This is a genomic window from Pseudomonas sp. OTU5201 (assembly GCF_038440135.1).
Lineage (GTDB): Bacteria > Pseudomonadota > Gammaproteobacteria > Pseudomonadales > Pseudomonadaceae > Metapseudomonas > Metapseudomonas resinovorans.
The window spans coordinates 18241-30843 of the sequence record NZ_JASATC010000020.1; the positions used below are offsets into that span (position 1 = coordinate 18241).

Here is a 12603-nt window from a genome sequence, read left to right on the forward strand (position 1 = left end):
ATGACGCAGTACAACAGCCGGGCCGTTGGCCTGGCTTGGCTCGGCCTGCTTGTGGCCAGCGTTTTCTGGGCCGGTAACGCCCTCGTCGCCCGTGCTTTCCACGATTCCATCCCACCCTTCAGCCTGGCCTTCTGGCGCTGGAGCCTGGCGCTAGCCATTCTCCTTCCCTTCGTTGCCCGTCCCATGTGGGAGCACCGCAGCGCCCTGCGCTACGCCGGGTGGCGTCTGCTGGTAGTGGCGGCCCTGGGTATCAGCACCTTCAGTGTGCTGCTCTATTTTGCTGCGCGCACCACGGTGGCCATAAACCTCACACTTCTCAACACCTGCCTACCGCTAGCAACTTTCATCGGCGCTGGCGTCCTGCTCAACGAATGGCCACCCCGACGTGCCTGGCTCGGCATGGCGGTGGCGACCGTCGGCCTGCTGGTGCTGATCGCCCAGGGGCGGCTGGAGCAACTGGCCGCCCTGTCGTTCAACCCGGGCGACCTCATCATGCTGCTCGCCGTCGTCGACTGGGCCCTCTATACCCTGCTGCTGCGCCGCTGGAACAGCTACTTCAAGCTGCCACCGCTGGTGCTGCTGGGGGCGTTGGTGGCGTGCGGCGTGCCCATGCTGCTGCCGTTCTACCTGCTGGAGCTCGCCAGCGGGCAGCGCTTCGAACTTTCGACGGAAAACCTCGCCGCCATCGCCTACACTGGCGTTGCTGCCTCGCTGCTGGCCTACCTGCTTTGGAACCAGGGCATCCGCGTACTGGGGGTGGCCAAGGCCGTGCTCACCAACTACCTGATGCCAGTGTTCACTGCGTTGCTGGGCTACCTGCTGTTGGGCGAGGGGTTGCAGGCTTACCATTGGTTCGGCGGGGCGTTGATTTTCGCCGGCCTGCTGCTGGCGACACGTCCGTCGTTGAGGTGAGCCCAATGCACGCGCTAGTCGTCATGTCCGGGGCCGACTGGGGCTGCTTTCAGTGCGGCGGCAACCCCGTACCACACACTACTCTCCAGGCTCTGCAGAGCCATGATGCCGGCATCTTCTGCGCCGCATCGTCCCCTACCAAGCGGCGAGTGGCCGGCTACCACTGGCAGCAACCCACTCTCGCCAAACGGCTGGAAACTGCCGTGGAGAACGTCTTGCTGGGCAAGTGGCGGGCGGACTTCGGCTTTGAAACTATCCGCGTCAGCGGCGACCCAGCATCGCCCTGAACACCTGCACTACCCGCCAGGACCGGCTCTGTTTAAGAGCAAGAAGTTCAGCCTCCGCTTGGTTGGCACGTTGCTTCTCGGCTGCTAACGCGTTTTCCAGCTCCCCGACCGGAAAGCTGAAATGGTGGCCGTAGCACAGCTTGAATTCATCCAGAAAGCTTGGCGGTGTTTCAAAAGCGCCGATCAGGTTCAGATGCTCTTCCGCCAGATAAAAGCTGTTGAGCCCATCAAACTGAATGAAGCGATAGGACGCCTCCGTGATGATTCGCTCCCACGTCGGGGACCTGTCGAACGGTGTTTCCACAAGAACGATCCATGGCCGCCACTTGCTGAAATCCATGCCACGCAAGACAGACTCCTCGTGGCCTTCGACATCGATCTTCAGAAAGTGAATGGTCTTTGGAGCGTGCTCTTCGCATATCGAGCGCAGCGTTCTGGATTTAATGACTTTGGTTTGTACGTCGTAGCCGGCGTCTTTGTGAGTTCTTGCCAGATCGGCATCCAGCGTCGACAGCCCGGTTCCAGGTATGTCGTAAAAGGTGAGCTCCTTTTCGCCGTCGCCCGCCGCGCAGCGCAGGTTTGTATCATTGGGCCTGTGCTCGCAGAGGGCATCGTGAAACGCCTGGGCCGGCTCAATGTTTATCCCTCGCCAGCCGCGCTCGTAAAACGCACGCGTTACTGAGTCAACTGAGGGATCGTTGGCGCCAACATCAATATAAAACCCATTTTCAAAGAACTTCAGCGCACGCCACAGCCTGATGTCTTCGAAATTTTGCGCATAAGAAATAAACGTCATTGATGCTCCGTGCGGGGTACTGGTTTTTATCTGTCTTTTATATGGGCCAACGTCGTAGCTCGCGGTAGAACTCACCAGGCATCCCAAGTGAAACATCCGGCTGCATCGTGCGCTCATCCTCACCGGAACTGGCGAGTCCGAAGCCCCGCAATCGGGGCAATAATAGGATTCGTAAGGTCTTCACTGCCTGCTAGGCCGAGCTAAGGCGAACAATACCGACACGAGGTTGCCTGAACAAATACAGTTGCCAATCCCTGCGGCACCAAGTCGCTCTCGTCAGCAATAACCAGCTTTGTCGCTTGCGGTTGTCTCAAAGAGAGCGCACTGCATGTAGGTTGGCGCTGAGCGCATCTAAGGCCAACAGCCACACGTTACTCAAAAGAGAACCCCGCCGGGGCAGGGTTCTCGATAGTCAGCTTGAATCAATCGCTACCGGCCCAGGCGGTGCCTTCTCCACCAGGACCAACATCCTTTTAGGCGCTCGGAGTTCGAGCCGCGCCGAGCCATTCACAATCGGCCCAATCACGATCTCGATCCCCTCCGCCTTCAACATCGCCATCAACACTGTTTCGCTGACTCCTTCCAGAACCCTCAGTGTCAGAACATCACCTTCCCTGCGTTCGCCAACATGAATTTGCATGTGGATTGCCTCGCATGGATGACCGGACGAGAGGACCATGGCGTGAAAAGGCGTGCTACATGGGAAGTAGAGGTTCGGAATATTCCTGTGTAGTTTTCGGATGGATCTGAAGACAACACAGCCTTTGGCACATCTGTGCGAGTCACTACATGCCGAAGTGGAGACGATGGCACTTAAGGTCAGGTTGCCAGGAAGCGGTCGGCTGTTCATGTCCTGCAGGGCTGCGTCTCGCAGTGCCTACCAGCATTGTGGTTTCCACACTCCAGGGCAGATGACCCAAATCCTGCGGCACACCCTTGCCAGCCACTACATGATGGGGCGCATTCTCAGTCCGCAGAGGATTCCTCGGACACGCGTCGATCAACATGACCATGCGCTATGCGCACCTGTCGCCGGATCACCTGGAGTCGGCCTTGCGTCTGTCTCCGCTGGCTCAAAGTGGTCACACCCCAGTATGATTTCAGTGATTGCAATGATTTCACTGGAGGTTCCTATGGCCAGCATCACGATTCGCAACCTGGACGACGACCTGAAAGCTCGGCTTCGTGTCGTGGCGGCCAGTCATGGCCGATCGATGGAGGAAGAGGTGAGGGTGATCCTTTCCGAAGCTCTAGCGAAGCAGAACAAGCCCAGCGGAATGGGTACCCGGATACACGCACGTTTTGCCCCCATGGGCGGCGTGGACCTGGAGTTGCCTCCCCGCAATACAAAGGCACGTGCAGCGGACTTTGATGAATGATCCTGCTAGATACCAATGTGCTGTCTGAGCTGATGCGGGCGAAGCCTGATCCGAAGGTCATCGCCTGGGTGGATGCTCAGCCGGGTCGCGATTTGGTTATCTGCTCCATCACCGTCGCCGAGATCTTCTATGGCATCGCCAGGATGCCGGACGGCAAGCGCAAGGACGCGCTTTATGCATTTGCTACCGACATGTTCGACGAGGAGTTCGCCGGCAACATCCTGCCCTTCGATGCGGACGCTGCTATGCACTATGCCGACCTAGTTGCGGCTACTGAGGGTAGGGGGAAGATCGCTGATATGGCAGATGGTCAGATCGCCGCGATTGCCCGGCTTCACGGCGCCAAGATCGCTACTAGGAATGTCCGCCACTTTGAGGCGTTTGGTGTTCCGTTGCTCAATCCGTGGGGCGAGTAGCGAAGCGCTCGGGATGCAGGTGGCTCGCTGTATCCTCGCGGCTATCCCAAGATCGGCACCAGTAGGCCAATCGGTTCGCCTACCACACGGAAGTTCTGTAGACCACTACAGTCTGTGCTTAGCCTTTCTCCTCTAGCGCAGCTAGGAACGTCACTACGTGTCCCTGGAGGCAAATGAACTGCCAACCCAGGCTGCGCAGCGATTTGCTAGTCGGCGTCCATGAGCGATAGACTTGTACAGTAAATTGCACATGAGGTGCCGCTATGCGCGTAGTCAATTTCTCTGATGCCCGCAACAATCTGAAGAAGGTCATCGATGATGTCGTCGACGACTCGGACTTCACCGTTATTTCACGTCGCGATGCGCCGGATGCGGTACTGCTTTCGCTCGACAGCTTTAACAGCCTGATGGAAACCGTTCATCTGCTGAAGTCCCCGGCCAACGCCGCTCACCTGGCGCGATCGCTGGCTCAAATGGAGTCCGGCCAAACGCTAGTGCGGCAGTTAGTGGAGGGCGATGAGCAACGTCCCCGCAAGGTCGCAAAGAGTTCGCCTGCCAAACCTGCAACTACAAAAGCGCGGGCTGCTGCCGCTGCGAAACCAGGTAAGGCGGATCGCTGATGACGAGTCGCCTCGTTTGGTCCCTTGAGGCATGGGCCGACTATGAGTACTGGCAAGGCCAGGACAAGAAGACGCTGAAGCGTATCAACCTGCTCATCAAGGATTGCTGTCGAAGTCCATTCGAAGGGATCGGCAAACCTGAACCCTTGAAAGAGAATTTGTCGGGGTGGTGGTCAAGGCGAATCGACGACACTAACCGTCTGGTCTATCGACAGGCGGGAGACGCGTTGGAGATTCTTTCGTGCCGCTATCACTACTGACCGGTAGAGATGCGCGGAGAGGGGGGGAGTCGGCTTGTAGTCTGCCGCCCAAAACAAAAAAGGGCTAGCTTGCGCTAACCCTTTGATTTGTATGGTGGCTACACCGGGACTTGAACCTGGGACATCAGCATTATGAATGCTGCGCTCTAACCGACTGAGCTATGTAGCCGAGTGGCGCGCATTTTCCGTATCTGTTGGGGGGCTGTCAACCCCTTCGCTTAGATAATTTTGTGATCTTTCAATTGTTTAGGTGGTGAGAACGTTTTCAGGGAAGCGCGGTGGCCGGGGAGGGTTTTCAGCGGATCGAAGCAGTTGCCCGTGATGCGTATCGCTTCGCTCAACACCATCCTACAGAAGCAAAAAGCCCCGGAGGTCCGGGGGCTTTTTCGTGGATCAGACTGAATCGCCCCGGGTTTCGTGGAGGCCGTTTCGTTTAAGTCAGGCCGCCATAGCCTGACCCGTTTGTTGCCGGTAGGAGGTTGCCTCAGCCTCCGCAGGGGGGGATATACCCGATTGAGCTCAGCAGACGCTCATTGTTGTACCAGTGCACCCAGCGCAGAGTGGCCATCTCCACGGCCCCGCGAATCTTCCATGATTGACGGTGAATCAGCTCAGCCTTGTACAGCCCGTTGATGGTCTCGGCGAATGCGTTGTCGTAGCTATCGCCCTTGCTGCCAACCGAGGGTTCGATACCGGCCTCCGCCAGTCGCTCGGTCTAGCGGATCGAGACGTACTGGCTGTCACGGTCGCTGTGGTGGATCAGGCCACCCGTGCGATGCGCTTGACGGGCGTACAGGGCCTGCTCCAGAGCATCCAGCACAAAGTCAGTCTTCATGCTGTTACTGACTCGCCAACCGACGATGCGCCGCGCAAAGACGTCGATCACGAAGGCCACGTACAGCCAGCCCTGCCAGGTCGACACATAGGTGAAGTCGGATACCCACAACTGGCTAGGGCGGTCGGCATGGAACTGTCGATGCACGCGATCCAGCGGGCAGGCAGCCTGATCAGCCGGCACGGTGGTGCGCAGCGACTGGCCTCCACGAAACCCGGGGCGACTCATGTTTACTGGACAAAACAATGTAACGGAACTGGAATATTTCAACAGAGGCGGGAAGTCATTTTCCGGGGGATTAGGAAAGCCGGGTGATTCATTGGTTATTCAGCGGTCAGGCGTTTTAGTCAGTTCCATGATGATCAACTTTCAAACAAGTTCATAAGACTGCAGGTGCAGTTTTATATTTTCTATATCGTTATTCATGACGACGTCAATGATGGACAGTCCGGCAATAAATTCTCTGGTGCCGGCCTGCTTATAGATTTTTAGTCTTGGCCTTACAAAGGACAGGTTCACGCCTTTGTTCGCGAAGTGGTCTTTCGAATAGAGTTGAGTGCCTCCGATGGAGTTTATGTAGCTATTCGAGTCAAGAAGCTTTGTGATTTCAATGAGTCTATCGGGTCTGGCCATGCCCCTTGTATTCGCAAAACAAGCCGAAGAGCGAACGAATTTCTTGTTTTCCCCGATCATCTCATAAAGCTTCTCAATCGATGTTATTGCCACGTCGGAAATTGTTTCGTTTTTGGCGCTGAGGACATCGTAAACATACTTGTAGCCGACTTCGTAGAATGGGGATTTTCTATAGGTTCGCTGTATCTGTTTGAGGAATTTATGCTTAAAGTCTTCAAAGGAATGCATTTGTGTATTACAGATTAATTTGTTTTGACTGCCTTTCGACAGTGGGATGGTAAAGTTGTGCGGGCGCCCATTTATCAGGATTTTATTGCGATTGATCCAGCCGCGCTTTTTATAGTTAACGTCATCGTAAAACACAAACACGTCGCTCCCCTCGATCAGGCAGAAATACCCAATATATGGGAAGGCATACGGCTGCATTATTGAAATCGTTTTGGACATGATTGCGCGCCATCATGCGTAGTTCGATTCTTTGGCGATTCTAGCAGTGCAAAAATTAACCATTTTCTGCGTCGCCCCAGAAAGTTATTCGAAATATTTCGTTCTGCCGGCGTTAAGTGCGGCAGTTGGCTTCAAGGCTCGTTGGGTGGGCCGGACAGCGCGCTCTCTTAGCCCGCAGTTGATACGCGCGGCGCGCCCTCACAGTGGGTAAATTCATTTACAAAACAATCCCGGAGGGTCAGTGAGTTGATTCGTGGTTCCCGCTAGTCGTTATTTTGACGGGTCTCGTCGGCCTGCCTGTGCTCCGCCCCTGCGCGGCATTGAGGCGTAAGGAAATGCGGCGGCCCCATGCTGACGCGCTTTTCGAGCGTCATCACGCCAAGTAGGCGCTGATTTGAAGGCCGATTTGCAGCCGCCAGGGTCGATAGCAACGAGCCATGATGTGCCCTATGTTCGTAGCGTCGGGAGGCGCGGCGCACCATCTCACTGGCCGCGACACGAGCAGGGGAGTTTCCGCAAATGAGCTCCAGTCAGGAAAATGCAAACAGGGCCTGGTACGTAGTCCAGAGCAAGGTGCGCCAGGAAGAGCGCGCTGAGGAAAACCTGCTGCGTCAGGGTTATGTCTGCTATCACCCCAAACTCCGGCGCGATCGGCTGGCTAAAGGTCGCCGGGAAATCGTGGAAGAGTCGCTTTTCCCGGGGTACCTGTTTGTCCACCTCAGTCTGCTGGACAACTGGGGACCTTTGCGTTCAACGCGAGGTGTCAGCCGTATCGTGAGCTTTGGCAATCAGCCGGCGGTTCTCAGTGACGGTCTGATCGAACAACTTCAGCAGCGCGAACATGCACCTTGCGAAGAAGAACTGCTTTCGGTTGGTGAACGGGTTCGTATCAACGAAGGGCCCTTTACCGACCTCGAGGCCATTTTCATGGCAATGGATGGCGAGGAGCGGGTGGTTCTTCTACTCAATTTCTTGCAGCGCCAACAGAAAGTTCTCATGCCGTTGGCTGGCATCAGAAAGCTCTGAAGAGGGCGTCGCTTTCCAGGCTAGGCGCGATGCTTCGACCTGCCTGTGCGCGCAACGACCGTGATCAGTGGACATGAAGGACCAAAAGGATTCCGACTGGCGGCTTTGCGGGCGATATGGGTGTCCGTCCGCACGGATGCCCCCTAACTATCCTTCCACTTGCCGCGGTGCGCCGCGCGTTGTTCGGCGCGCGAGGCGCCGAGCATTGCTTCTGAAACATTTGGATCCGGTTCCTTCGCTATCAGATACAGGCCTGAACGTCTGGGGCGGTAGCGTGCCTGGATCGCAACCTCATTGAGTGGGCGTTCGGCAGGTTGCAGGAGAGCAGCAGGGCGGGACTTGCTACGACCAGCTGGCAACAAGTCTTGCCGCCTTGGTCATGCCGGTCGGCGCGCTGCGCTGCTTACGGAAGTACTGCTCGTACAGAGCCCGGACAGACACGAGATAAAACAGATGCAGAGTAAACTAACGCTCAATGACACCAGAATATTCATTCTGATTCTGGTGCTCTCGTGTCTATCAGGGTTGGATTATATGGTAGATGGGGCGAGGTATATAAAATATCTGGCTCTGCCAGTTACGCTATTGATTATGGCAGTCAGGTTGTTCAAGTTTCAAAAGGAAACTACAAGGGCGGACCTACCTTTTCTTGCGCTGCTGGCTTGGCCGGCTATATCAATAATGTGGGGGAATCTCGAGCTGGGAGCGAAAGACGTATTTTTCATCGCTTCCTACATAGTCCCTCTGGCTCTATTCCAGAGAAGAGGAATATCCATAGAGAGTGTTTTTTATATTTATGTGGCGGTATTTTTTGTTTCTGCGCTATCAAGGGATTTCGGCCAGTTATCCATTTCAGATTCAACGTCATTCCTCGAGGGTTCTGAGTCCTTTGTGTTCGGTGCATTTGCCTTGGCATTTGCCCTGAACAAAAAACGTGCGCTGACCATAATTGCCTTGTTGCTCTTGATAATAACCCTAAAGCGAATCGCCCTGCTTGGCTTCCTGGTATGTATCCTGCTGTGGGTGATGCCAGGCAACTTCAAGAACATCCTGATAAGTAGGGCTGCCGTCCTTTCCTTGAATGCTTTGGTAGTGGCTTCAATAGTAATATTCACCAGCGGCGCATTGGATGACGTGATTCTTGATCTTACTGGGAAAACCCCATCCGGATTTACCCTGGGAAGAAATGAATTATATGCCGGCGTCGTCCAGGATATTATCTTGCACCCATACGGATTGATTTTCGGGAACGGTGCTGGTACTGCCTACGAAAGGGCGCTCTCGATGTATAACGGCGAGTTGCTGAATCCGAACTTGCACTGCGATACGCTGAAAATATTCTATGAGTATGGGGTTATATTTTTTATCTACTTTTTTTACTCCCTGGGAGGTGCGGGCGACGACAAATCCAGAATCATGGCGATCTATATTAGTGTGTTGTTTGCTACAGACAACGTAATAATATACTCAAACACTATGTTCATAGTTTTATACATATCGTATCGCTTGGTTAATCCCCAGGTTAAACAAGGTGTGCCAAAGCCCTACCGCAATGAGGTTCCTGGCCTCAGAAGGCATTCCCGTTCATTTGAACTTGGGAAGCCACGTCCTTAGGGCGTGGTCATGAGTCATCGGCTCTGCCAGTGACGATAGAAATGGTCCAATTAGCAGGATGAAGTCGGAGTTCGGCGGTGAGCCAGGCGCAGGGGGCATACGCCAAGCGCGAAGGTTGGTGCTGCCCTGGAAGGGGGCGGAGTCCACCAACGGATTCAAATAATGACGCTCGCACTGGCCTCCACCGCACCGGGCTGGCTCCGTCGCTACAGGCAAACGCCTTGAGCCGGGCGGCATTTTGACGCCGAGTTTCGGGTAGGCGCTCTCGGTGGCCTCTAGTGTGAAGTCGAACGCTGTGGCTTTGACTGCGGGTCACACGCTTGCCGTCGCGGTGCCAAGCCCTTGATATGACGCTTGATCCAGGCATTACGCGCAATGCATTGGCATGCTCCAGGGGGCCGCGAGCGCGGTGCTGGGCAGGCCATGGAGCAATAGCCTTAAAGGCAGAGTGGAATCCGATTAGCGGCCTTTAAGGTGATACAGGCAGCAGTCCGCCCGATCGCCCTCCAACTATCCTTCCAATCGTCACGGTGCGCCTGGCTTCGTTCCGAGCGCGTACCGTCAGGCATTGCTATTGAGAAATTTCTATTCAGCACCACCGTTGTCAGATGAAGGCCGAAAATCTGGGGCGGTAGCGTGTCCGTAGACTCAGGTTGATAAGCATGGCTCGCGGCAGGTCGCAAGGGACCGCGAGAAAAGCGGAGTGGTCGCACCCGATAGCCGCCCGAGACTCGAAGCAGGAGAGGGCAGGATTCCATGCGGTATACAACGAGGATGTTCGATATGCGTAAAGCCCTTTCCGGTCTTTCCCTGACTGCTGCGCTGGTCTCTGGCCAGGGCTTCGCTGACCCTATCACCCTGGACGCCCTGCAGTCTGCAGGCGTCGCCTTGACCGAGGCTCAGGCCACGAGCGTGGCTGTTGCAGAAGGAGATGCCCTGGTCGAAGCCATCGCCAGTATCGTTGCCGCCAAGCCTGATGCCGCCGCAACCATAGTCGGTGCTGCCGTGTTCGCTGCTCCGGTCCAGGCCGTTGCCATCGTTGCCGCCGCCGTGACCGCCGCTCCGGACCAGGCGGCTGCCATCGTTGCGGCAGCCGTGTCCGCTGTGCCGAACCGAGCCGCTGATATCGTTGCCGCAGCCGTCGCTGCCGCCCCGGACCGCGCTGCCGCCATCGTTGCGGCTGCCATAGCCGCAGCTCCGGACCAGGCAATTGCCATCACCGCAGCAGCGACAAGTGCTGCGCCGGATCAAGCCGATGCGATCAGCAATGCAGCTCAGGATGCCGTCGCCGATAACGCGATCATGTCTACCTCGAATGCCGTGTCGGGGTCCAGTCCTCGCAGCTCGGGCAGCTCGGGTGGCTCGGCTGGCTCGGGGGGCGAGGGCAACGCCGCTGCCAGTAGCAGCGCTCCGAGCGATAGCGGTGGAGGTGGCTCTGCCAGCCCGAACTGAGACAGGGTGCTTATGCTGAAAAAACGCCAGCTGCTACTTTATGCTTCGGCAACGTTTTGCGATTTCCGCCAGCAAAACAACAGGAAAGGATTACTGGGGTCTTTATGCGCATGAAGTTGAAAGCAAGCTCCCTGGCTGCCGCCGTATCAGCTGTCCTATGTGCAGATGCCTGGGCGGTCGACCCGCAATACATCAAGCTTTCCGAAAGCCTGACCTTCACTCCGGAGCTGAAGGTGGGTGAGCGGTACGACGATAACTTCCGGGCTGTCGAGGAGAATGAGGAGTCCTCCTGGATCACTGAAATCACACCGACGTTCGTGCTGGGTGCCGAAGGCCGCAAGAGCGCTTATGCGCTGACATACTCGGCCAACACTGACATTTTTCATTCGAGCCACAAAGACGACAACACGGACCACCACCTGACCGCCGATGGTGCGCTCAAGTTCGATGCGCGCAATCTGTTGAAGTTGAAGGCTGGCTACCATCAGGTCGAGGACACCGCTGCTGATGACCAGAACCTCACGGATGGCCAGCGTGTGGAGAACGACAAGTACACCGTCGCTAATGTCGGTGGTGTGTATACCTACGGCGCCCAGAGCGCCCGCGCTCAGATCGATCTCAGTGCCGACTACGAGGAGTTGCGCTACCAGAACAGCGACCAAGTCAACGCCGAGAACGAGCGCGACACGACCGCACTGAGGACCACGTTCTACTACCGTGTGGCGCCCAAGACCCGTGCCCTTGTCGAGGCCCGCCATACCAACTTCGATTACGTCAGCAATGACCGTCTCAATAGCGACAACATCGCTCTGCTCGGCGGCCTGACCTGGGATGCGACCGCCAGGACCAGCGGTACCGTCAAGATCGGTGGTGAGAAGAAGCGCTTCGACGACTCCAGTGTCGACGACGCCAGCGGTTCGATGTGGGAGGTGGGGGTCGAATGGAAGCCGCGCACCTACTCCACGTTCAACCTGACGACTCGTCGCGGGATCGACGAAGGTGACGATGGTGCTTCCTCCATCGAGACCCAGAGCACGACTTTGAGCTGGGGACACAAGTGGCTCGAGCGATTGCGCTCCGATGTCAGCTACTCGTACGCCGACAATGAGTACCAGGACATCGATCGCGACGACAAGATCAAGACCGTCAACCTGGGCCTGACCTATGAAATGCGGCGCTGGCTGGATGTGGGCGTCGGTTACACATACGCCGAAGACGATTCCAGTGCCATCGGCGAAAGCTACGAACGCAACATCTACTCGATCAGCGTCACCGCCAGCCTCTGACTTTGCGTCCGCAAGGAGCATAGGGGGGTATCGGCCCCCTTTCATCTCTTCGGTCTCTTCAGGAGCAAGCCTATGATCATTCGAATGCTTTCCAGACTGATCCTCGGCCTGCTACTGATCAACGTCGGTGTCGCACAGGCGGAAGGTAACTCCCAGTACAAGCTCGCATCTGGCGATGTCATCCGCATCAATGTGTTCGGCGAAAAGGATCTCACCTTCGAAAAACTCCGCCTGACCGATGCGGGTACCTTCTCCTACCCCTTCATTGGTGAGGTCCAGGCCAAAGGCAAAACCGCTGCCGAGATCGAGCAGATCATCATCGGCAAGCTCAAGGGCGACTACCTGGTCGATCCGCGTGTATCGGTCAGCGTCCTGCAATACCGTGAATTCTTCATCAGTGGCGAAGTGAAAGTCCCTGGCGGCTACCCCTTCCAGCCAGGGCTGACCCTGCGGCGTGCCGTCGCGCTCGCCGGCGGTCTCACCGAACGTGCCTCGGACAAGCGCATCACCATCATCCGTGACAGTGATGCCAGCCGCACTCCCGAGTCGGCCACGCTCGACACGCTGGTCATGCCTGGTGACACCATCACGATCGATCAGGGGTTCTTCTAAGAAGCGAGCCATCGTCCCGGCAAACCAG

14 protein-coding genes, 1 tRNA gene and 2 pseudogenes are annotated in these 12603 nt (G+C 56.5%); 12 read left to right on the forward strand and 5 right to left on the reverse strand.

The features are described 5' to 3' along the window. Together AAHM40_RS14085 and AAHM40_RS14090 are read left to right on the forward strand one after the other, a co-directional pair. Nucleotides 1–912, forward strand: coding sequence for a DMT family transporter (locus tag AAHM40_RS14085; protein ID WP_342245206.1), 912 nt, complete (start codon nt 1–3; stop codon nt 910–912). A 5-nt stretch (nt 913–917) separates the two neighbouring features. Next, nucleotides 918–1199, forward strand: a complete 282-nt coding sequence (locus AAHM40_RS14090) for a hypothetical protein (RefSeq protein WP_342245207.1) — start codon at nt 918–920, stop codon at nt 1197–1199. Here the strand turns inward: AAHM40_RS14090 and AAHM40_RS14095 are convergent. Further along, nucleotides 1174–1995 carry an FkbM family methyltransferase gene (locus AAHM40_RS14095; protein WP_342245208.1) on the reverse strand — a complete coding sequence of 274 codons (822 nt, stop codon included), beginning with the start codon at nt 1993–1995 and terminating at the stop codon, nt 1174–1176. The two genes, AAHM40_RS14090 and AAHM40_RS14095, sit on opposite strands and share 26 nt — an antisense overlap. 412 nt (nt 1996–2407) lie before the next feature. Then, complete coding sequence (locus tag AAHM40_RS14100; RefSeq protein ID WP_342245209.1) at nt 2408–2635, reverse strand: hypothetical protein; 228 nt, start codon at nt 2633–2635, stop codon at nt 2408–2410. A gap of 154 nt (nt 2636–2789) precedes the next feature. Here AAHM40_RS14100 and AAHM40_RS14105 point away from each other — a divergent pair. From AAHM40_RS14105 to AAHM40_RS14125, 5 genes and pseudogenes are all read left to right on the forward strand, one after another. Next, nucleotides 2790–3093, forward strand: a pseudogene (locus AAHM40_RS14105) (phage integrase); the annotation flags it as partial. Between the two features lie 35 nt (nt 3094–3128). Beyond that, nucleotides 3129–3374, forward strand: coding sequence for a FitA-like ribbon-helix-helix domain-containing protein (locus tag AAHM40_RS14110; RefSeq protein WP_342245210.1), 246 nt, complete (start codon nt 3129–3131; stop codon nt 3372–3374). Next, a complete protein-coding gene (locus tag AAHM40_RS14115; protein ID WP_342245211.1) occupies nt 3371–3790 on the forward strand; it encodes a type II toxin-antitoxin system VapC family toxin in 420 nt (139 codons plus the stop codon). The genes AAHM40_RS14110 and AAHM40_RS14115 overlap by 4 nt, the downstream gene beginning before the upstream one ends. 263 nt (nt 3791–4053) lie before the next feature. After that, on the forward strand, nt 4054–4410 hold the full coding sequence (locus AAHM40_RS14120) for a type II toxin-antitoxin system Phd/YefM family antitoxin (RefSeq protein WP_446731573.1): 357 nt from the start codon (nt 4054–4056) through the stop codon (nt 4408–4410). After that, the gene (locus tag AAHM40_RS14125; RefSeq protein ID WP_342245212.1) at nt 4410–4670 is read left to right on the forward strand and encodes a Txe/YoeB family addiction module toxin; all 261 of its coding nucleotides are present in this window, start codon (nt 4410–4412) and stop codon (nt 4668–4670) included. The genes AAHM40_RS14120 and AAHM40_RS14125 overlap by 1 nt, the downstream gene beginning before the upstream one ends. 92 nt (nt 4671–4762) lie before the next feature. Here AAHM40_RS14125 and AAHM40_RS14130 read toward each other — a convergent pair. From AAHM40_RS14130 to AAHM40_RS14140, 3 genes and pseudogenes are all read right to left on the reverse strand, one after another. Next, nucleotides 4763–4839: transfer RNA gene (locus tag AAHM40_RS14130), tRNA-Met, on the reverse strand. Between the two features lie 269 nt (nt 4840–5108). Continuing rightward, nucleotides 5109–5733 (reverse strand): annotated as a pseudogene (locus AAHM40_RS14135) (IS3 family transposase); the annotation flags it as partial. A 141-nt stretch (nt 5734–5874) separates the two neighbouring features. Continuing rightward, the gene (locus AAHM40_RS14140) at nt 5875–6585 is read right to left on the reverse strand and encodes a WbqC family protein (protein WP_342245213.1); all 711 of its coding nucleotides are present in this window, start codon (nt 6583–6585) and stop codon (nt 5875–5877) included. A 519-nt stretch (nt 6586–7104) separates the two neighbouring features. On the opposite strand from AAHM40_RS14140, the gene rfaH reads away from it, so the two are divergent. From rfaH to AAHM40_RS14165, 5 genes are all read left to right on the forward strand, one after another. Continuing rightward, the gene (gene rfaH, locus AAHM40_RS14145) at nt 7105–7611 is read left to right on the forward strand and encodes a transcription/translation regulatory transformer protein RfaH (protein ID WP_342245214.1); all 507 of its coding nucleotides are present in this window, start codon (nt 7105–7107) and stop codon (nt 7609–7611) included. A gap of 453 nt (nt 7612–8064) precedes the next feature. Further along, nucleotides 8065–9225 carry a hypothetical protein gene (locus AAHM40_RS14150; protein ID WP_342245215.1) on the forward strand — a complete coding sequence of 387 codons (1161 nt, stop codon included), beginning with the start codon at nt 8065–8067 and terminating at the stop codon, nt 9223–9225. A gap of 783 nt (nt 9226–10008) precedes the next feature. Next, on the forward strand, nt 10009–10677 hold the full coding sequence (locus tag AAHM40_RS14155; RefSeq protein ID WP_342245216.1) for a hypothetical protein: 669 nt from the start codon (nt 10009–10011) through the stop codon (nt 10675–10677). 110 nt (nt 10678–10787) lie between these two features. Then, nucleotides 10788–11963, forward strand: a complete 1176-nt coding sequence (locus AAHM40_RS14160) for an outer membrane beta-barrel protein (RefSeq protein ID WP_342245217.1) — start codon at nt 10788–10790, stop codon at nt 11961–11963. 72 nt (nt 11964–12035) lie between these two features. Then, nucleotides 12036–12575, forward strand: coding sequence for a polysaccharide biosynthesis/export family protein (locus AAHM40_RS14165; protein WP_342245218.1), 540 nt, complete (start codon nt 12036–12038; stop codon nt 12573–12575). Nucleotides 12576–12603: the final 28 nt, after the last annotated feature.

Coding starts and splice junctions, on each gene's coding strand:
- rfaH (WP_342245214.1), top strand. CDS start 7,105: ATGAGCTCCAGTCAGGAAAATGCAAACAGGGCCTGGTACGTAGTCCAG.
- AAHM40_RS14140 (WP_342245213.1), bottom strand. CDS start 6,585: ATGTCCAAAACGATTTCAATAATGCAGCCGTATGCCTTCCCATATATT.
- AAHM40_RS14150 (WP_342245215.1), top strand. CDS start 8,065: ATGCAGAGTAAACTAACGCTCAATGACACCAGAATATTCATTCTGATT.
- AAHM40_RS14125 (WP_342245212.1), top strand. CDS start 4,410: ATGACGAGTCGCCTCGTTTGGTCCCTTGAGGCATGGGCCGACTATGAG.
- AAHM40_RS14165 (WP_342245218.1), top strand. CDS start 12,036: ATGATCATTCGAATGCTTTCCAGACTGATCCTCGGCCTGCTACTGATC.
- AAHM40_RS14155 (WP_342245216.1), top strand. CDS start 10,009: ATGCGTAAAGCCCTTTCCGGTCTTTCCCTGACTGCTGCGCTGGTCTCT.
- AAHM40_RS14095 (WP_342245208.1), bottom strand. CDS start 1,995: ATGACGTTTATTTCTTATGCGCAAAATTTCGAAGACATCAGGCTGTGG.
- AAHM40_RS14090 (WP_342245207.1), top strand. CDS start 918: ATGCACGCGCTAGTCGTCATGTCCGGGGCCGACTGGGGCTGCTTTCAG.
- AAHM40_RS14085 (WP_342245206.1), top strand. CDS start 1: ATGACGCAGTACAACAGCCGGGCCGTTGGCCTGGCTTGGCTCGGCCTG.
- AAHM40_RS14100 (WP_342245209.1), bottom strand. CDS start 2,635: ATGCAAATTCATGTTGGCGAACGCAGGGAAGGTGATGTTCTGACACTG.
- AAHM40_RS14120 (WP_446731573.1), top strand. CDS start 4,054: ATGCGCGTAGTCAATTTCTCTGATGCCCGCAACAATCTGAAGAAGGTC.
- AAHM40_RS14115 (WP_342245211.1), top strand. CDS start 3,371: ATGATCCTGCTAGATACCAATGTGCTGTCTGAGCTGATGCGGGCGAAG.
- AAHM40_RS14160 (WP_342245217.1), top strand. CDS start 10,788: ATGAAGTTGAAAGCAAGCTCCCTGGCTGCCGCCGTATCAGCTGTCCTA.
- AAHM40_RS14110 (WP_342245210.1), top strand. CDS start 3,129: ATGGCCAGCATCACGATTCGCAACCTGGACGACGACCTGAAAGCTCGG.